This is a genomic window from Actinoplanes ianthinogenes (assembly GCF_018324205.1).
Taxonomy (GTDB): domain Bacteria; phylum Actinomycetota; class Actinomycetes; order Mycobacteriales; family Micromonosporaceae; genus Actinoplanes; species Actinoplanes ianthinogenes.
Window position 1 is genome coordinate 3,846,977 of sequence record NZ_AP023356.1, and the last position, 18,248, is coordinate 3,865,224.

General features: G+C 73.1%; 18 protein-coding genes. 10 read left to right on the plus strand and 8 right to left on the minus strand.

The window, feature by feature from the left end; all coding sequences use genetic code 11:
• Positions 1-13 precede the first annotated feature (13 nt).
• From Aiant_RS17175 to Aiant_RS17190, 4 genes are all read left to right on the plus strand, one after another.
• Positions 14-616: a LysE/ArgO family amino acid transporter gene (locus Aiant_RS17175; protein WP_189328546.1), complete on the plus strand. Its 603-nt coding sequence runs from the start codon at positions 14-16 to the stop codon at positions 614-616.
• 53 nt (positions 617-669) lie between these two features.
• On the plus strand, positions 670-1,728 hold the full coding sequence (locus Aiant_RS17180; protein ID WP_189328944.1) for a DNA polymerase III subunit beta family protein: 1,059 nt from the start codon (positions 670-672) through the stop codon (positions 1,726-1,728).
• A 95-nt stretch (positions 1,729-1,823) separates the two neighbouring features.
• Positions 1,824-2,573 (plus strand): class I SAM-dependent methyltransferase, encoded by a 750-nt coding sequence (locus Aiant_RS17185; protein ID WP_189328545.1) that lies wholly within the window; start codon positions 1,824-1,826, stop codon positions 2,571-2,573.
• A gap of 976 nt (positions 2,574-3,549) precedes the next feature.
• Complete coding sequence (locus tag Aiant_RS17190) at positions 3,550-4,029, plus strand: hypothetical protein (protein ID WP_189328544.1); 480 nt, start codon at positions 3,550-3,552, stop codon at positions 4,027-4,029.
• A gap of 578 nt (positions 4,030-4,607) precedes the next feature.
• On the opposite strand, the gene Aiant_RS17195 is transcribed toward Aiant_RS17190, so the two are convergent.
• The gene (locus Aiant_RS17195; protein ID WP_189328543.1) at positions 4,608-4,883 is read right to left on the minus strand and encodes a hypothetical protein; all 276 of its coding nucleotides are present in this window, start codon (positions 4,881-4,883) and stop codon (positions 4,608-4,610) included.
• A gap of 345 nt (positions 4,884-5,228) precedes the next feature.
• On the opposite strand from Aiant_RS17195, the gene Aiant_RS17200 reads away from it, so the two are divergent.
• Positions 5,229-5,843 carry a hypothetical protein gene (locus tag Aiant_RS17200; RefSeq protein ID WP_229829815.1) on the plus strand — a complete coding sequence of 205 codons (615 nt, stop codon included), beginning with the start codon at positions 5,229-5,231 and terminating at the stop codon, positions 5,841-5,843.
• 36 nt (positions 5,844-5,879) lie between these two features.
• Positions 5,880-6,875 carry an SDR family oxidoreductase gene (locus Aiant_RS17205; protein ID WP_189328542.1) on the plus strand — a complete coding sequence of 332 codons (996 nt, stop codon included), beginning with the start codon at positions 5,880-5,882 and terminating at the stop codon, positions 6,873-6,875.
• A gap of 135 nt (positions 6,876-7,010) precedes the next feature.
• Here the strand turns inward: Aiant_RS17205 and Aiant_RS17210 are convergent, their stop codons facing one another.
• Genes Aiant_RS17210 through fdxA form a run of 4 tightly spaced genes read right to left on the minus strand, consistent with a single transcriptional unit; the run spans position 7,011 to position 10,396 of the window.
• Positions 7,011-8,258 carry a DUF4407 domain-containing protein gene (locus Aiant_RS17210; RefSeq protein ID WP_189328541.1) on the minus strand — a complete coding sequence of 416 codons (1,248 nt, stop codon included), beginning with the start codon at positions 8,256-8,258 and terminating at the stop codon, positions 7,011-7,013.
• A gap of 45 nt (positions 8,259-8,303) precedes the next feature.
• Positions 8,304-8,972 carry an SIMPL domain-containing protein gene (locus Aiant_RS17215; protein ID WP_189328540.1) on the minus strand — a complete coding sequence of 223 codons (669 nt, stop codon included), beginning with the start codon at positions 8,970-8,972 and terminating at the stop codon, positions 8,304-8,306.
• Positions 8,973-8,975: 3 nt separating this feature from the next.
• Complete coding sequence (dapC, locus tag Aiant_RS17220) at positions 8,976-10,073, minus strand: succinyldiaminopimelate transaminase (RefSeq protein WP_212847196.1); 1,098 nt, start codon at positions 10,071-10,073, stop codon at positions 8,976-8,978.
• Complete coding sequence (gene fdxA / locus Aiant_RS17225) at positions 10,070-10,396, minus strand: ferredoxin (protein WP_106127678.1); 327 nt, start codon at positions 10,394-10,396, stop codon at positions 10,070-10,072. The genes dapC and fdxA overlap by 4 nt, the downstream gene beginning before the upstream one ends.
• A gap of 82 nt (positions 10,397-10,478) precedes the next feature.
• Here fdxA and Aiant_RS17230 point away from each other — a divergent pair, with 82 nt between their 5' ends.
• Entirely contained in the window at positions 10,479-11,441 is a 963-nt protein-coding gene (locus Aiant_RS17230; RefSeq protein ID WP_189328538.1) for a GNAT family N-acetyltransferase, read from the plus strand.
• On the opposite strand, the gene Aiant_RS17235 is transcribed toward Aiant_RS17230, so the two are convergent.
• The 3 genes from Aiant_RS17235 to mshB all read right to left on the minus strand — a co-directional run bounded on the left by Aiant_RS17235 (position 11,438) and on the right by mshB (position 13,331).
• Positions 11,438-11,905, minus strand: coding sequence for a hypothetical protein (locus Aiant_RS17235; protein ID WP_189328537.1), 468 nt, complete (start codon positions 11,903-11,905; stop codon positions 11,438-11,440). The genes Aiant_RS17230 and Aiant_RS17235 overlap by 4 nt on opposite strands.
• A gap of 95 nt (positions 11,906-12,000) precedes the next feature.
• Positions 12,001-12,438 (minus strand): hypothetical protein, encoded by a 438-nt coding sequence (locus tag Aiant_RS17240; RefSeq protein WP_229829814.1) that lies wholly within the window; start codon positions 12,436-12,438, stop codon positions 12,001-12,003.
• Positions 12,435-13,331, minus strand: coding sequence for an N-acetyl-1-D-myo-inositol-2-amino-2-deoxy-alpha-D-glucopyranoside deacetylase (mshB, locus tag Aiant_RS17245; protein WP_189328536.1), 897 nt, complete (start codon positions 13,329-13,331; stop codon positions 12,435-12,437). The genes Aiant_RS17240 and mshB overlap by 4 nt, the downstream gene beginning before the upstream one ends.
• A 154-nt stretch (positions 13,332-13,485) precedes the next feature.
• Here mshB and Aiant_RS17250 point away from each other — a divergent pair, with 154 nt between their 5' ends.
• Genes Aiant_RS17250 through Aiant_RS17260 form a run of 3 tightly spaced genes read left to right on the plus strand, consistent with a single transcriptional unit; the run spans position 13,486 to position 18,133 of the window.
• The gene (locus Aiant_RS17250; protein ID WP_425322701.1) at positions 13,486-15,240 is read left to right on the plus strand and encodes a S9 family peptidase; all 1,755 of its coding nucleotides are present in this window, start codon (positions 13,486-13,488) and stop codon (positions 15,238-15,240) included.
• Between the two features lie 35 nt (positions 15,241-15,275).
• The gene (locus Aiant_RS17255; protein WP_189328534.1) at positions 15,276-16,703 is read left to right on the plus strand and encodes a TldD/PmbA family protein; all 1,428 of its coding nucleotides are present in this window, start codon (positions 15,276-15,278) and stop codon (positions 16,701-16,703) included.
• Positions 16,700-18,133, plus strand: coding sequence for a TldD/PmbA family protein (locus tag Aiant_RS17260; protein ID WP_189328533.1), 1,434 nt, complete (start codon positions 16,700-16,702; stop codon positions 18,131-18,133). Before Aiant_RS17255 ends, Aiant_RS17260 begins: the two co-directional genes overlap by 4 nt.
• Positions 18,134-18,248 lie beyond the last annotated feature (115 nt).

The window sequence follows — 18,248 nt, forward strand, 5'->3', positions numbered from 1 at the left end:
TTAGCGTCGGGACGTGCTCACCTCCGCCGTCGCCGGCTTCGTCGCCTCCGCCGTGTTGATCATCGCCATCGGCGCTCAGAACGCCTTCGTCCTCCGCCAGGGCCTGCGCCGCGAACACGTCCTGCCAGTCGTCCTGACCTGCGCGTTCTCCGACCTGGTGCTGATCTCGGCGGGTATCGCCGGCCTCGGCGCGATCATCGCGGCGCAGCCCGGCCTGGTCACCACGATCCGCTGGATCGGGGCCGCCTTCCTGATCGGGTACGCCCTGCTCGCCGCCCGCCGCGCGCTGCACCCCACCGGCAGCCTGGACCCGACCGGCAAGGCGCCCGCCACGCTGCGCGCCACCCTGCTCACCACCCTGGCGCTGACCTACCTCAACCCGCACGTCTACCTGGACACCGTGCTGCTGCTCGGCTCGGTCGCCCAGCAGCAGCCGCACCGCTGGCTGTTCGGCCTGGGGGCGGCCGCCGCCAGCCTCTCCTGGTTCGCCCTGCTCGGCCTGGGTGCGCGCCGGCTCGGCCCGCTGCTCGCCCGGCCCGGCGCCTGGCGGATCCTGGACGGTCTGATCGCGGTGGTGATGGCTGTGGTGGCCGCGACACTCCTGCTGGGCGGCTGACACTTGACCCTCCAGTTGGTCGAGGCACCAGGGTCATGGGCGTGAGGAGCGAGATGCGGAACATCGGCGAGGCTGCTCGGGCGAGTGGCCTGACGGTCAGCGCGCTGCGTTATTACGACGGCGCCGGCGTGCTGGTCCCGGCCGTGGTCGACCCGGTGACCGGCTATCGGCGATATTCGGCCGACCAGATCAGGGCGGCCCGGTTGATCGCCGGGCTGCGCCGGGTGGGCATGCCGGTCGCCGAGATCGCGGAGGCCGTGCGTGATCTCGGGCAGCCGCATGCCGTGCGCAAAAGGCTCGATGAGCATTGGGCTCGGTTGGAGTCCGGCCTCGCCGATGCCCGCCGCGAGCTCCTCCGCCTGCACACGCTGCTCGATCTGGAGGAGAGCCCGATGACCCGAGTCACCCTGCCCGCCGCCGAGTTGACGGCCGCGCTCGCCGCGGTCCGGTTCGCGACGACCGACCCGATCCCCGGTTCGCCCTTCCCCGGCGGCGTGCTGTTCGAGACCGGCGACGGCACGCTGACCCTGGTCGCCACCGACCGCTACCGGCTCGCCGTGGCCACCGTCCCGGCCACGATCGAGGGCCCTCCGGCCCGGCAGTACCTTCCGCTGGCCTTCGCCGACGAGCTCCGCCTGATCGGTCCCGGTCCGCTGTCCCTCGAGATCGATCCCGTTTCCGTACGCGTGGAGCACGCCGGCCGCGAGCTGCGAACCCAACCGCTGGACGTCGACTTCCCCGACCATCGCCGGCTGGTCAGCCCCGGCGGCGAGGCGGGCCGCCGGATCACCGTCGACCCCGGCGAGCTGCGTGAGCTGGTGACCGGCGCCCCCGAGGTGCGGCGTGAGCACGAGGGGGCGGAATACCCCGTCACCGTCCTCGCCGTCGCCCCGGACGGCGGGTTGCGGCTGGCCGCCGAGGCCGAGTGGACGGCCGACGACACCGCACGCGTGGCGGTGAACCGGGAGTTCCTGCTCCAGGCCGTGGACGCGGGCGGGCCCGGCCAGCTGCTGCTCGACCTGGACGGCCCGGTCCACCCGCTGACCATCCGCAGCGCCGCCGACGACTCCCGTTTCTCCCTGCTCATGCCGGTCCGCGCCGGACTGTCCTGAGCGTTTAGTCGCGGATTGAACACGGTTCAGCCACGACTTCTGTGAACGGTGAGACCACCGCGACTTTGCGCGACCGCTCTGGTTACCGTCGGCGTGTGCGCAACAGCCCGCCGGATGACGACCTCAACACCGCGGCGGCCGGCGCGTCCATGACCGGGTGGGAGTTCGCCTGGCTGGACGGCCTGGCCGTCGCGTCCGAGCCGTCCTGGTCGTTCCCGGAGATCGCTCGTCCGCTGGTGCGCACCGCCGGCAGCCTGCTCGACCTGGACACCGGCGGCGGCGAGCTGCTCGCCGAGTTCGTCCCGCTGCCCGCGCACACCGTCGCGGTGGAGAGCTGGGCCCGCAACACGCCTGCTGCCCGGGAGCGGCTGGCCCCGTTCGGCGTCGAGGTGCTCACCGAGCTGCCCTCCGGGGAGAACGAGTTCGACCTGGTCCTCAGCCGGCACGGCCGGCTCCCGGCGGCCGACATCGCCCGCCTGCTCAAGCCCGGCGGCGTGCTGCTCACCCAGCAGGTCGGCAGCGATGACCTGGCCGAGCTGAACGACGCGCTCGGCGCCCCGCCGCCGCACCCGCGGCGCTGGGACGCCGAGGCCGCGGCGGCCGCCCTGACCGCGGCCGGCCTGCGGGTGACCGACGTGCGGGAGGAGCACCCGGGGCTCGCCTTCCGGGACATCCGCGCGGTGGTCCACCACCTGCGCACGGTGCCCTGGCAGGTCCGCGACTTCAGCCCGCAGAAATACGAACGGGAGCTGGCCCGGCTCACCGCGGTCATCCGGGCCCGCGGCGAGTTCACCGCGCGGGCGCACCGGTTCCTGCTCCAGGCCCGCCGCCCGGCCGAGGCATAACCACGGCCCCACCGGGTCCCACCCCGAGGCCCGCCACTGCCGCGGCACCACCACGGCCCACGGGTTCTCGCCCCAAGTCCGCCACCCGGCCGCGGCACCACCACGGGCCCACGGGTTCCCACCCCAAGTCCGCCACCCGGCCGCGGCACCACCACGGGCCCACGGGTTCCCACCCCAAGTCCGCCACCCGGCCGGGACACCACCACCGGCCCACAGGTTCGCGCCCCGAGTCCGCCGCCCGGCCGGGACACCACCACCGGCCCACAGGTTCGCGCCCCGAGTCCGCCGCCCGGCCGACGCACCACCACGGGCCCACGGGTTCCCGCATCGAGTCCGCCGCCCGGCCGACGCACCACCACGGGCCCACGGGTTCCCGCATCGAGGCGGCCGTCCGGCCGAGGCATAACCGCGAGCCCACCACGGAACACCGGTTGCTGGTCCGAGGCCGTCGCCCGGCCGGGGGCACAATCACGGGCCCAGCACGGGGCACTGGTTTCGGCCGTGGGTCTGCCTGACAGAGGCGTCGCCTGGAAGCCTCTTTCAGGGGACGAGGGCGGCGATCGGCTTAACCCGAACGAGGTGGGTGGCGGGAAATCTCGTGGGAGAACTTGAGCTCTCCACCATTCCGGCCGGGGTCCGCCGCGTCGGATCGGGCGTGTGAACGACGTTCGGGCTTGCGCTGTCCTGTGCCGCAACGCCGCAGGTCAGCGCGTTGCGGCGGGGCGACGGGGCAGCTTGCGCTCACGCTTGCGGAGTAACCGGAACGGCCGGGTGAGCGGGGCGGATCATCCCGAACAGGTGGCCTGGACGCCCTATCGCCGGGTCTGGGCGGGTCGGTCATCTTTGTCGCAGTGCCGGGACGCCAGACAGGGCTCCGGCGACACCGATCCGACCCGCGCCCGCTGTTTCCGCCGCTCCGCAACCGGGGAAGCGCGCGTCGCGACACCGTTCCAGGAGGAACTCCCCCATGCGCAAGATGACCAAGCGTTCTGCCACCGCCGTCGCCGCTGCCGCCGCCGTGGCCGTCATCGGGGCCGGCACGGCCTACGCCGCCTGGACGCTCTCCGGCAACGGCGACGCGTCCGCCACGGCCGGCAAGGTGGTACCGCTGGACGTGTCCGGGGTCGCTCCGGCCGACCTGGTCCCGGGCGGGAAGTCGGCCCTGAACGTCACGGTGACCAACAAGAACAAGTTCGCCGTGAAGATCACCAAGATCACCATCGGCGCGATCAGCACCAAGGCCAAGGACTGCCCGAGCACCAGCGTCGTGGCCACCGGCGCGGCGATCCCGGCCAACCTGGTCGTGCTCGCCGCGGGCAACAGCCCGACCACGGCCACCGTCGCCTATCCCGATGCCCTCCAGATGAGCGCGGACGCCCCCAACGCGTGCCAGAGCGCGAAGTACGAGTTCACGGTCGCGGTCGACGCCGAGAGCACGGTCGCCCAGAACGGCTAGGAGACCGGCGGGCCGACGACATGGCCGGCCAACCCACCGGCCGGGAGCATGTCGCTCCCGGCCGCTCGTCCGTCGAGGGGAACGCACCGAATGCGGCGTAAGGAAGCGATCACGCTGGTAGCGGCTGTCACGGCCGGTGTGGTCGCGGCGGGGAGCGGGCTGACCGCCTGGGCCGGTTGGATGCTCGGGGCGGCTTCGGCACGCGGTGCGATCGAAGGCGGAACGCTGCCGGTCGTGCCGAGACCAGCCGTGCGGCAGGACAGGGGTCATCCGGTCATCACGTGGGATCCGGTCCGGTTCCGGTCCGGAGCGCCGGTCGGCGGGTACCGGGTGGAGGAGACCGATGGCGCCCCGCAAGAGGTCGGCGGAACCCGGCAGGAAGCCGACGGAAACCGGCAGGGAGCCGGCGTAACCCGGCAGGAGACCGGCGAGGCCGACGGAATGCGGCAGGAGACCGGCGAGGCCCACGGAGGGCGACAGGAGACCGGCTTGGCCGGCGGAGGGCGGCGCATCGTCTGTGACGTTCCGGCGGGCACGCTGAGCTGCGTCGACACCGCGGCCGGTCGAGGGCGCCGGAGTTACGTGGTGCGAGCACGGGCGGGGACCCGGTGGCTGGGACCGGCGAGCGCGGCGGCCATCTTCGTACCGAAAAACGAGGATCGGGCGCGGGGCGCGGAGACTGCGGTGACCAGCGGCGGATCTCGCGGAACGGCGCCGCGGGCGGCGGCCGAGCCCGAAGCGGCCGAGACCGAGCCGCCTGCCCCGACCCGCACGCCGGCGACCTCGCCACCCGCGCCGTCCGTCTCGGCCCCCGCGCCGTCCGTCTCGACCGTCGCGGTGGACAGCGCGAGCACGCAGCCGACGGTGGCTGCTGGTTAGAAGGTCGCGGATTTGAAGCGGTCGGCGGTGACCGCTAGGAGAGCGTTCATGCAGGTCGGCGGCGTGTCGAGGGGCACGTTGGACAGTTCGGCGGCGACCCTGGGGGGTGACCGATCCCTCCGGCGGGTTAATCCGCTCGGGCAGATCGTTCCGATTTATGCGCCTACAACGGCGGACGGAAAACCGATCACATCGGACATCTCTATCAGGGAACGTTGTATGAACGCCAGCCCGGCCTTTTCCACCGGCGTCCGAGGAGGAACGAGCCGCATGCCACACCTGAGCGACCCGCCCGCGGCCGCCGCCTCGGGGGCGGACGCGTGATCCGGCGTGACGTCCTGACGAACCACCCCGACGGCAGCCGCTGGGGCCGGAAACCGGAGGGCCGCATCGAGCTCGACCCCGCGGATCATGAGGAGCCCACCTGGGAGGTGCGGGAGCCGCGGCGGCGCCGGTTCGACCGGCGGTCGCAGACCATCCTGGGGCTGGCCGCGATCGCCGCGATGCTGGCCAACGCCGGGGCGGCCTGGGCGTACTGGCGGCTGACCGAACCGGAACCGGTCGCCGCGCCGGCCCCGGCGCCGATCGACATGGTGCTGCCCGGGCGCAACGACCTCGGCCAGATCCTGCGGCCCGGCGAAGACGGGAACCTGCTGGTCACGGTCACCAACGACCGGAACGTGCCGATCCGGATCACGTCGATCGGGGTCGGGCCGGGCAACGTGATCGCCGACCCGGAACATCGGGACGCCGGCTGCGTCGAGCCCCGGGTCCGGGTCAACCAGATGTCCTACCCGGTCTCCTGGGAAGTGGCGAAGAACACCGTGGGCGCGTTCACCCTGCCCCGGGCACTGTCCATGGACCACGACACGGCGAGGGCCTGCGTCGGGGCGAACTTCACGGTGCCGCTGCGGGCGAGGGGCACCGAACGCTGAGGTTTCCGGCCGTGGGATCCGGGTCATTCACCTGACATGACCAGGATTTCGGTAGTTACCGGCGCGAGTGGTGGCATCGGGCGGGCGGTGGCCCGGCGGCTGGCGGCCCGGGGCGACACCGTCGCGCTGCTGGCCCGTGGCGAGGAGGGCCTGGACGGCGCGGCCGAGGACGTCCGGCGGGCCGGCGGCGTGGCCCTGCCGATCGAGGTGGACGTCGCCGACTACCAGGCGGTGGACGCGGCGGCGGACCGGGTGGAGAAGGAGCTCGGGCCGATCGGGCTCTGGGTCAACAACGCGTTCTCCAGCGTCTTCGCCCCGTTCGTGGAGATCGAGATGCCGGAGTTCGTGCGGACCACCGAGGTCAGCTACCTGGGCTACGTATACGGCACCCGGGCCGCGCTGTCCCGGATGCGCACCCGGGACCAGGGTGTGATCGTGCAGGTCGGGTCGGCGCTGGCGTATCGCGGGATTCCGTTGCAGAGCGCGTACTGCGGGGCGAAGCACGCGATCCAGGGGTTCACCGAGTCGCTGCGGGTGGAGCTGCTGCACGAGAAGAGCAACGTGCACGTGACCATGGTGCAGATGCCGGCGGTGAACACCCCGCAGTTCGGCTGGGTGCTGTCCCGGCTGCCGCGCCGGGCCCAGCCGGTGCCGCCCATCTACCAGCCCGAGGTGGCCGCGCGTGCTGTCGAGTACGCCGCCGACCACCCGAAACGCCGGGAGTACTGGGTGGGCGGGTCGACCGCGCTGACCCTGGCGGCGAACGCGATCGCGCCCGGGATCCTGGACCGTTACCTGGCCCGGACCGGCTTCAAGGGGCAGCAGACCGAGCAGCGCCGCTCACCGGACCAGCCGGCCAACCTGTGGGAGCCCGCCGACGAGCGGACCGACGCGGGGGCGCACGGTGACTTCGACGACCGGTCCAGTGATCGGAGCCTGCAGCTGTGGGCTTCGCAGCACCACGGTGTGCTGGCCGCGGCAGGGGCCGGGCTGGTGGCGGCGGGGGCGGCTTGGGCGTTCGGGCGGCGGTGATCCGCTGCCCGCTCGCAGGCCCGCCCTCCCTGGGGGCCACCACTGGCCAGTGTGCCGGACATCGGCAAGATCAGGAGCGGGCGCTGTGGACAGACCGCCGCTGTGGACAGCGGTACCGATGATCGCCCGGACGCCCTACGCGTCCATCCGGGCCCGATAGAAGCCCGGCTCAAGATCGGCGGGATCCACCACCACCGCGGTGTGCAGGACCGCCCGGGCCCGGTCGGTGGCGGCGCGAGCCAGCTGCACGTCATGGCTGGCCGCTTCGATCCCGTCGGCGATCACCTTGGCGGTGGCGTCGCCGTAGGTGCGGGCGTCGTGCACCTCGCGTTCGTGGATCAGCGCCGCTTCGTGCTCGCGGAGGCGGGCCGCGCGGGCCTCGTTGCGTTCGTAGGCGTTGCCCCGGGAGGCGAACTTGAGGCCGATCGCGGCGCAGTCCAGCGCCACCATCAGCAACGCGATGCCCAGGTAGTACACGCCGACGCCCCAGAAGTCCACGGTGACCAGCCGCCACATCGCGGCGGTCCGAGCCCCGAAGCCGGAGTCACCGCGCACCACCGCGGCGTTGGCCGCCCGCTCCGTGGTGAGCAGCGACGCCAGCCGGGACTGCTCGGCGGCTCGGGCGGCGCGCTCCGGCCGCTGGTCGCGCTGCAACTGGGCGGCCTGCCGGTCGAGCGCGGCCGCCTGGGCATCCAGTGACCGGGAGCGGCGGACCAGGTCGTGGCAGTAGCCGCCACGTGGGCAGCCGGGGCTGTGCGTGACACCGGAGCCGCGCGAGTCGGCCAGAGCCTGGCGGTAGAGGATGCGGGCGTCCTGGCGTTTGCCGGCCGCCCGGTCGGTGAGCGAGCGGACCGCGGCGTCGTCGGCGCCGGCCTGTCCGCGCAGGTCGGCGAGCCGCGCCTGGTACCCGGCCACCGCGCCGCCCGCGTCCAGCCGGTCGAGCTGGGCGTTGTGTGTCTCGGCGAGCCGGGCGTCGATCTCACCGCGGTACCGGGCGAGCATCAGCGGCTCGGTCACCACCACCGCGAACAGCAGTGCCAGCCCGATCCGGCCCAGGTAGAGGCCGAGCGTCGGCGGGCGCAGGAGCAGGTGCGGGTCGGTGGAGTCCAGCCGCTCGTAGTTGACCGCGACCCGGCCGACCACGGCCCGGTCGTAGGCGACCACCCCGACCGCGACGAGCGGGCCGACCAGCCACTGGTACCAGGGATGCCGGTAACCGGTGCTGGCGTCGATGAACGCCGCGCCGCCGATCGTCGCGTAGAGGAAGTAGAGCAGGATGAAGACGCCGATCGAGCGGTACAGTACGCGATCCGAATGCGTCGTCACGCTGCGCGGATTCACGTTCGCCACCCGCAGCAGCAGGTGCCCGAGGCCCGTGCGCATGCGGTCGAGTCTGGCCGACCGGGGCGCGGCGCGTGCCCGGAACGCTCAGATCGGCGAAGGCTCAGGCAGGGTCGGCTCGCTGATCGTGACGGTGACCCGGACCTGGGCCTGCACCGTCTGCAACTCCGGCTCCAGCTGCAGCTCCAGTGAGCCGGCGTCCTCGGCGGACAGGTTCCGGAACCCCGCGCTGCCGGCCGCCATGCCGTAACCGCTCTCGGCGAACGAGTCGGTGATCTCGATCAGGCGGTCCACCTGGGCGCCGACGGCGGCGGCGTACTCCCCGGCCCGGCGCAGCGCGTCGGCGACCGCGGCCTGCCGGACCTCGGCGGCCGCCCGGGTCTCCGGGCGCAGCCGCCACCACGGGCCGGAGACCGTGGTCAGCTCCTCGCCGCCGAGTCGCAGCAACAGGTCGCCGAGCACGGTGAAGTCAGTGACGATCACCCGGGTGGCGATCACCCCGTGATAGGCGAGGACCTCCTCGCCGCGCCGCTTCAGCTGCGGGCGCACGTGGAAGCCGGCGCTCTCCCGCCGCTCGATCGCGGCGGCGAACTGGTCGAGAACCGCGCCGATCGCCGCGGACCGCTCGGTCAGCCGCTCCAGCACCGACTCGCGACTGCGGCCCTTGGCCGCCGACTCGACGTGGACGATCGCCTGCTCGGGCAGCACCTCCCGGACGGCCTCACCCTTGGCGACGACGACCGGGAGACGCTCCATCGACTAGATCCCCTCAGCGAGTCGCTCGGCGGCCGCGGCCACCCGCTCGTCGGTCGCGGTGAGCGCGATCCGGACGTGCTGAGCGGCGGCCGGGCCGTAGAACGCGCCCGGCGCGGCCAGGATGCCCCGCTCGGCCAGCCGCTCCACGGTCTGCCAGCAGTCCTCGCCACGGGTCGCCCAGAGGTAGAGCCCGGCCTCCGAGTGACTGATCTCGAAACCGGCCTTGACCAGGGCGGACCGCAGGATCTCCCGGCGCGCCGCGTAACGCTCGCGCTGGACGGCCACGTGCTCCTCGTCGGTCAGCGCGGCGACCATGGCCGCCTGCACCGGCGCCGGCACGATCATGCCGCCGTGCTTGCGCACCGCGAGCAGCTCGCCGACCAGGGCCGGGTCGCCACCGACGAAACCGGCGCGATAGCCGGCCAGGTTGGACCGCTTGGAGAGCGAGTGCACGGCCAGCACGCCGGTGTAGTCACCGCCGGTCACCTCGTCGGAGAGCACCGAGACGGGCTCGGTCTCCCAGCCGAGCGAGAGGTAGCACTCGTCGCTGACCACGACGGCGCCGCGCTCGCGGGCCCAGGCGACCACCTTGCGCAGGTGCTCGGCCGGGAGGACCTTGCCGGTCGGGTTGGACGGCGAGTTGATCCAGACCAGCTTGACCGGCGCCGGCCCGACCGCGGTGAGCGAGTCGGACCGGATCACCTCGGCGCCGGCCAGGCGGACGCCGACCTCATAAGTCGGGTAGCAGACCTGGGGGATGACCACCCGGTCGCCGGGGCCGACGCCGAGCAGCGTCGGCAGCCAGGCGACCAGTTCCTTGGAGCCGATGGTGGGCAGCACCCCGAGCGCACCGGAAGCGCGGCACGCCCGCGCCAGCCAGCCGGCGATCGCGGCCCGCAGGGTCGCGGTGCCGGCGGTCAGCGGATAGCCGGGCGTGTCGGCGCTCTCCACGAGGGCCTGCCGGATGACCTGCGGGACCGGATCGACCGGCGTGCCGACCGAGAGGTCGACGATGCCGTCCGGGTGGGAGGCGGCGCGGGTCTTGGCCGGCTCCAGCAGGTCCCAGGGGAAATCCGGCAGGGCCGACGACAGAGCGCTCAGTGTGCGTCCCCACGCGGCGGCTGAGCGGCGACGAACGTCGCGTCCTTCTCGATCTTGCCGACCTTGGAGGCACCACCGGGCGAACCGAGATCCTCGAAGAACTCGTAGTTCGCGTTGGTGTAGTCCTTCCACTGCTCCGGGACGTCGTCCTCGTAGAAGATCGCCTCGACCGGGCAGACCGGCTCACAGGCCCCGCAGTCCACGCACTCATCGGGGTGGATGTAGAGCATCCGGTTGCCCTCGTAGATGCAGTCGACCGGGCACTCTTCGATGCATGCCTTGTCGAGAACATCGACGCAGGGCTCAGCGATGATGTAGGTCACGGGTCTTTCCCTTCAAAGCCGCGCCGCGTGGACCGCCGACGACAAATGCAGAGCCTAGTATTCCCGCCGAAGGAGGTAATACGTGCTCCGACAGCAGGATGTGGGACACCGGGTGGTGGTACGGCGAATTGTAGGCGTATCCGAGGATCGCCCGCTCTACACGGATGCGCTGGGCGAGCTCGTCGACCTCACCGAGACCGATCTCACAATCGCGACCGACAAGGGCACCCTGCGCGTGCCGCTGCGCGAGGTGCACCGGGCGAAGCGGGTGCCGCCGGCCCGCCGCCCGCACGCCGCCGCGGTGATCGCCCTGGAACTGGCCGCCGACGCCGCCTGGCCCGCCCCGGTCCGCGCCCGGCTGGGCAACTGGCTGCTGCGCGCGGCGGACAACTGGACCGGCCGGGCGAACTCGGCGCTCGCCGTCGGCGACCCGGACCGGCCGCTGGAGGCGGCGATCGACGCGGTCGAGCGGTGGTACCACGACCGCGGCCAGCGCCCGATGATCAACGCGCCGATGCCGCTGGCCGCGCCGGTCAACGCGACCCTGGACGAGCGGGGCTGGACCGCCCGGCCGCTCACGCTGGTGCAGACCGCGCCGCTGGCCCCGCTGCTGGCCGCCGCGGTCCGCGCCGACCTGCCGCCGGTCGACCTGGCCGACTCCCCCGGCGACGACTGGTATGCGATGGTCGCGGCGCACAAGGGGCACCTGCCGACGGCCGCGGTGCGGATCCTGACCGGCGTACCGGAAAAGGTCTTCGCCCACGTCCGCGACGCGGACGGTGAGCTGATCGCGGTCGCTCGCGGGGCGATCAGCGGGCCGGACCGCTGGCTGGGCATCTCGCTGTTGCAGACCACGCCGGCCGCGCGGCGGCGCGGCCTGGGGCGGCACGTGGTCCGCGGCCTCGCGCAGTGGGCCGCGCAGCATCAGGTGAGCCGGGCGTATCTCCAGGTGGAGGAGCGGAACGCGGGCGCCGTGGCGCTGTACGGTCAGCTCGGTTTCAGTACCCATCACACCTATCTGACGCGGGAAGCGCCGCTCGCCTAGCGGCGGACGATCTTGCGGGGCCGGGTGGTCCGGCGCTCGCTGTACGCCTTCAGCGAGCGGGAGCGGAAGTCCAGGCCGAGCAGCACCGCGGTCCAGTAACCGAGCAGGGTCCCGACGATCGCGCAGGCGGCGTAAAGCCAGATCTGGGCGAAGAAGTCGCCCGCCCCGTTCGCCAGCGGGCGGCTGGCGCTCAGGAACGGTCCCACCAGGACGGTCAGCAGCATGCCGCCGAGCGCGCCGCCGCCGAGGTCGGGCAGCCAGTCGGTGAGCCGCCGGCGGCGCGACCAGGTGAACGCGAGGATGCCCAGGGTCACCGCGACCAGGCCGAACATGACGATCGAGCCACGGGTCTGCGCGGTGTCCGAACTGTCGAATCCGAAGCGGACGACCAGCCTGGTCACCGCGTTGATCGCGAACAGGGCGACCGCCAGCACCGTGATCCGGAACCAGCGCTGCTGCCTCATCAAGTCCTCCCGGGAACGAATGATGCTCGATTCCCGGTCATCTTGGCCCATGGTGCGCCACAGTTCCTAGAGGCAGGCTGAGAGTCGTCTGACAATCAGCTCGGCCTCGGGACCGCCTTGAGCGGTTTCATGATCATCCGGTACGCGTAGACGGCGAACGTCACGCTGCCGACCAGGATCATCACCAGGGCCACCCAGTTGTCCCCGCCCAGCAGATAGTCCCCCTCGGCGGTGCGAGTGCCGGCGGCGCCCAGGGCCAGCAGTGTCCAGAGCGCCCACGGCACACCGATCGCCCAGCTCCGCCCGATCGTGGCGACGGCGAACCAGGCCAGCGCCAGGTTGACCGCGACGGTGATCGGGATGGCCAGGCCGATCAACCGGCCGGTGCCGGTCCAGACGTCGACATCGCCGCGGAACAGGCCGGTCACGCCGCCCACCCGGAGCGAGCTCAGCTCGAACTCGAGCATGGTCAGCACCACCGTGGCGAGGACCGTGACCAGCACACCCGCGGCCAGCGTCAGCCGCCCGCTCATCGGGCGTCCAGATCCAGGCCGGCGAACAGGTCGCTCTCCCACTTGTGCGGGCCCTCGCCGGGACCGCGCTCGCCCTTGACCAGCGTGTAGTACTCCACACCCATGAACTCGCCGCCGAAGTCGCCGGCCATGCCGTAGAGCCAGGAGTTGTCCGGGATCTGGGTGGCGTGGGCGCGCATGGCGGCCGTCTTCTTCGCATAGTGCTCGGTGCCGTCGATCCGGGCGGCGATCTCCTCGTCCGGCGTGCCGAACGGCAGGTCGTCGATGGTTTCGACGTCGGCGAACGGGTTGCTCTCCGACTCCTTGAACGCCTCCATGCCGTCGCGCAGGACGCTCAGCGGCTGGGCGGTCCAGTAGATCTTGGCGGGGCCGTCCGGGCCGGCCAGCTCGGCGGCCCGCATCGCGACCCGGTGGGCCTGGATGTGGTCCGGGTGGCCGTAGAACCCGTTCTCGTCATAGGTGATCATGACCTGGGGACGGATCTCCCGCATGATCTCGACCAGGTGGGCGGCCGCCTCGTCCAGGTCGGCGCCCCAGAACGCGCGCGGGTGCTCGTTCGTCTCCAGGCCCATCATGCCGGAGTCCCGGTAGCGCCCCGGTCCGCCCAGCATGCGCCGGTCGGTGACGCCCAGCGCGTCGCAGGCCCGCTCCCACTCGACCAGGCGCCAGCCACCGAGCTGGTCGGCCTGTCCGGCGGCCAGCTGCGACAGGGCCGGGACGTGGATCTCGCCCTCCTCGCCGAGGGTGCACGTCACCAGCGTCACGTGGGCGCCGGTGGAGACGTAGTGCGCCATGGTCGCGCCGGTCCCGATGACCTCGTCGTCGGGATGGGCGTGCACCAGCAGCAGTCTGCGGGCGGGCAGCGAATCGGGTGCGGTCTGCTCGACGGTCACGGCGGATACTGTACGCGCGACCACCGACAGGTTCGCTCGACGAGCCCATCGGTTTACCCGGCGGGAGTCCCCCTTGATCAGCGATGCTGAGGACGTGGACTACCCCGGACTCGCCGAGCGCACCGGCAACTTCAGCCACGGCGCGCCGCATGCCGTGACGGTCGGCGCCGACGGCGCGCGGGTCGCCTTCCTCCGCTCGTCCGGCGCCTTCCAGCCGGATCCGGCGCTCTGGGTGCTCGACCTGACCTCGCTCGACGAGCACCTGATCGCGCCGGGACCGGTCGACTCGTACGCGATCGACCGGGACGCCCGGACCGCGGCGTTCGCCCGGGGCGGCCGGCTGTTCCGGGCCGACCTGATCTCCGGGGCGGTGACCGCGGTCCCGACCGGCGAGCCGGTGTACGACCCGCGGCCCGACCCGCAGGGCGTCCGGATCGGCTACGTCACCGACCCGGGCGGGTCGGCGACGCTGCGGGTGCACGGGCCGGACGGCGATCGGCTGCTGGCCGGCGAGCCGGGCAGCGCCTGGCGCGAGCACGGCGGCAGCATCGCCTGGGGAGTCGCCGGGACCGGCGCGGGCGAGTTCGGCCGGACCCGGGGCTGGTGGTGGTCGCCGGACGGGAACCAGGTGCTGGCCGTCCGGACCGCCGGGTCGACCAGCCTGCACCTGCTCGACCTGGACGACGGCTGGGTGGACGTGCACTGGGACCGGGAGACGTACCCGCATCTGGCGCAGGTGCGCTGGGCCGGGGGCGGGCCGTTGATCACCGTGCTGCGCCGGATGCAGCAGCACGGCCTGGTGCTGTCGGTGGACCCGCGGACCGGGGAGACCCAGGTGCACGCGGAGCTCGCCGACGCCCGCTGGGTGGAACCGATCCCGGGCACGCCGCGGCACCTGCCGGACGGCCGGGTGCTGGTCGGCGGCGAGCTGGCGCACGACGGGTTCGACGCGCGCTGCCTGTTCGCCGACGGCAGCCTGCTCACCCCGCCCGGGCTGTACGTGCGGCGGGTGGCCGGCACGCTGCCCCGCGCGGCGGGACCGGCCGGGGCGCCGGACCTGATCGTCGAGGGGAGCATGGGTGACCCGGCGGTGCGGGAGGTGTTCCGGGTGCGTACCTCGCTGGGCGGGGGCGGGCCGGAGGTGACCCGGCTGACCGGGGAGTTCTCCGGCGACCTCGTCGCCGGTGGGGACGTGCTGATCGCCGGGGACCAGGTGTGGCGGGGCGACCGGCGGATCGGGACGCTGCGAACGGTGGCGGCGGAGTTGCCGTACCGGCCGGAGCCGGTGTTCGAGCGGGTCACCGACCGGCGGCTGCCGGCCGGCGTGCTCTACCCTGCCGGGCACCTCGGCGGCAGCCTGCCGGTGCTGGTCGCGCTCGGCGACGGCCCGGGACACCAGCAGGTCCGCGCGGAGGACGCCGCCTGGCAGGAACGGCAGTGGTGGGCCGATGCGGGGTTCGCCGTGCTGAGCATCGACTCGCGGGGCACGCCCGGGGTGGCGCCCAGCTTCGAGAAGGCGGTGCACCGGCGCCTCGCCGACCTGGCCCTCGCCGACCTGGTGGACGGCCTGCACGCGCTCACCGGCAAGCACCCGGACCTGGACCTGGGCCGGGTCGCGGTGCGCGGCCGGGGGCTGGGCGGCTGGCTGGCCGCGCTCGCGGTGCTGCGCCGGCCGGACGTGTTCCGCTGCGGGGTGGCCCGGGAACCGGTGCGGGACTGGACGGCGCTGCCGCGGCCGATCGCCGAGCGGTACCTGGGCGATCCGGCCGACTCGGCGCACGTCTACCGCAACCACAGCCTGACCGAGGCGCTCACCGACGCCGAGCCGCACGGCCCGCTGCTGATGGCCGGCCCCGAGCTGACCCTGTCCGGTGAGCGCGACTGGTTCCGGGAACAGTTGGCCGGCTGACCGGTTTTGTCGTACCGGGCTCATAAAGTCGGGGCATGAGCCACTTCGATGAGGCGGGCGCGGCGGTCCAGGCCGCGCTCGACGCCGGCGCCCGCTATGCGGATGCCCGGGTCATGGTCTGCCGCACCGAGTCGATGACGGCCCGCGACGGGGCCGTCGAGGATCTCGGCTCCGACGAGAGCGCCGGCTTGGGGGTTCGCGCCCTGGTCGGCTCGAGTTGGGGCTTCTACGCCGTTCCCGATCTCTCCGAGCCCGCGGCGCGCGCCGCGGGCCGCCGCGCCGCCCAGATCGCCGCGGCCAGCGCCCGGGTGGCCGGTCCGCCGGCCGAGCTGATGCCGTCCGCGCCGGTCACCGCGAGCTGGGCCAGCGACTGCGCGATCGACCCCCTGTCGGTGCCGCTGTCGGACAAGGGCGACCTGCTGGTCCGGGCCACGCTCGCGGCCAAGGAGGCGGGCGCCGACCTGGCCCAGGCGGGGTACGCGATCTGGGACACCCACAAGTGGTTCGTCTCCAGCGAGGGCCACCGCATCGACCAGCACATCCGGGAGTGCGGCGGCGGGGTGACCGCGAACGCCATCGGCGACGGTGAGGTCCAGCGCCGCTCCCTGCCGGGGCAGTACGGCACTCGCGGCTGGGAGCTGGTCGACGAGCTCGACCTGGTCGGCAACGCGCCGCGCCTGGCCGAGGAGGCCCGCGAGCTGCTCACCGCCCCGCCCTGCCCGGCCGGCGAGACCACCCTGGTCCTCGGCGGCTCGCAGCTCGCCCTCCAGATCCACGAGTCCGTCGGGCACGCCATCGAGCTGGACCGGATCCTCGGCTGGGAGGCCGCCTTCGCCGGCACCAGCTGGCTCGACCTGACCAGGCTGGGCTCGCTGCGATACGGCTCCGAGCTGATGAACATCACCATCGACCCGACCTTCCCCGGCGCCCTGGGCAGCTTCGGTTTCGACGACGAGGGCACCCCCGCGGCGAAGCGGCACGCGGTCCGCGACGGGATCTGGGTGGGCGTGCTGGCCGGGCGGGACTCGGCCGCCGTCGCCGGGCTGGACTACGCGGGCAGCGTGCGGTCCGACGGCTGGTCCCGGCTGCCGATGGTGCGGATGACCAACGTCGGGCTGGAGCCCGGGCCGCACACCCTCGACGAGATCATCGCGGCCACCGACGACGGTGTGTTCATGGAGACCAACCGGTCCTGGTCGATCGACGACCGGCGGCTGAACTTCCAGTTCGGCTGCGAGATCGGCTACGAGATCAAAAACGGGAGGCGCGGCCGGATGCTGCGCAACCCGACCTACACCGGGATCGGCCCGAAATTCTGGCAGTCGATGGACATGCTCTCGTCCGAGACGGTCGCCTGGGGCACGCCGAACTGCGGTAAGGGACAGCCCGGCCAGATCGGGCACACCGGGCACCCGGCGGCGCCGGCCCGGTTCACGAACGTCAGGGTGGGGGTGCACGGATGAGCGCCGAGCTGCAGATTGCCGCGAAGGTGGTGGAGCTGGTCCGGGAGCTGGCCGGCCGGTCCGCCGAGGCCGAGGTCACGGTTCGGCACCACGCGCTCGCGCTGACCCGATTCGCCAACTCGGCGATCCACCAGAACGTCGCCGAGGCGACCACCGGGGTCCGGCTGCGGCTGCACCTGGACGGCCGGACGGCCAGCGGCTCCAGCACGCTGACCAGCGTCGACGGGCTGCGCTCGCTGGTCGAGCGGACCCTGTCGGCGGTCCGGGTCACCCCGCCCGACCCGGCCTGGGCCGGTCTCACCAAACCGGCCGCGCTGCACATCTCGGCCGGTCACCCGGGCTCCGGCGAGCATTCCGGGCTGGCCTTCGGCTTCGACGAGGCGACCGCCCGGGCCACCCCGGACGAGCGGGCCGCACGGGTCCGCGCGTTCGTCGACGCCGCCGGCGGCCTGGAGACCGCGGGGTACTGCCGCACCGTCTACGTCTCCGCCGCTTTCGCCAACACGGCCGGTCAGGCCGTGGAGGGCCGCACCGCGGAGGCCGCGATGGACGGCATCGCCCGCGACGCCGGCGCCGACGGCGTGGCCCGGCTGGCCGCGTCCCGGCTCGCCGACCTGGACGGTGCCGCGCTGGGCGCCCGCGCGGCGGCCAAGGCACGCGCCGCCACCGCCCCCGCCGAGCTGCCCTCGGGGCAGTATGAGGTGGTCCTGGAGCCGACCGCGGTCGCCGACCTGTTGCAGAACTTCGCGGTCTTCGGCTTCAACGGCAAGTCGTTCGTGCAGAAGCAGTCCTTCGCCGAGCTGGGCAAGGAGCAGTTCGACCCGTCGGTGACCATCGTGGACGACCCGCTGGGCAGCCGTGGTGAGCCGGCGCCCGGCCTGCCGTTCGACGACGAGGGCACCCCGGCCCGGTCACTGGTGCTGGTCCGCGACGGGGTGACCCAGGCGGTGGCGCACGACCGGACGTCGGCGGCGCAGGCCGGCACCGAGTCGACCGGGCACGGCACGTCCACCTCCCGCTCCTGGGGGCCGTACCCGTCGCATCCGCGCCTGGAGGCCGGCCCGGCGCCGGCCGCCGGCAGTCCGGGCGCGTCGGCCGCGGTCGCCGAGTCGGCGCGCCCGCTGGTCGCCCGGATGCGGCGCGGCCTGCTGGTCACCGACCTCTGGTACACCCGGGTCCTGGATCCGAAGACGCTGGTGGTGACCGGGCTGACCCGCAACGGGGTGTGGCTGGTCGAGGACGGCGAGATCGTCCGGCCGGTGAGCAACCTGCGGTTCACCCAGTCGTACCCGCAGGCGCTGGGCCCGGGCCGGGTGCTCGGGATCGGCGGCGAGTCGGTGCTGCTGCCCGGCGCCTGGGAGGACGCGCGTTACGCCGCGCCCGCGCTGCACCTGGCGTCCTGGAACATCACCGGCAACGCATCTGGATAGATCCATTAGCTTATCGGTGATCGTCTTTGCGGGCCGGGATGATGTTTTTGTGACCTACTTGGCATCCCCGGCCCGCAAACTGTCGGACCTTCGGCGTAACGTGTGCTCCACATCA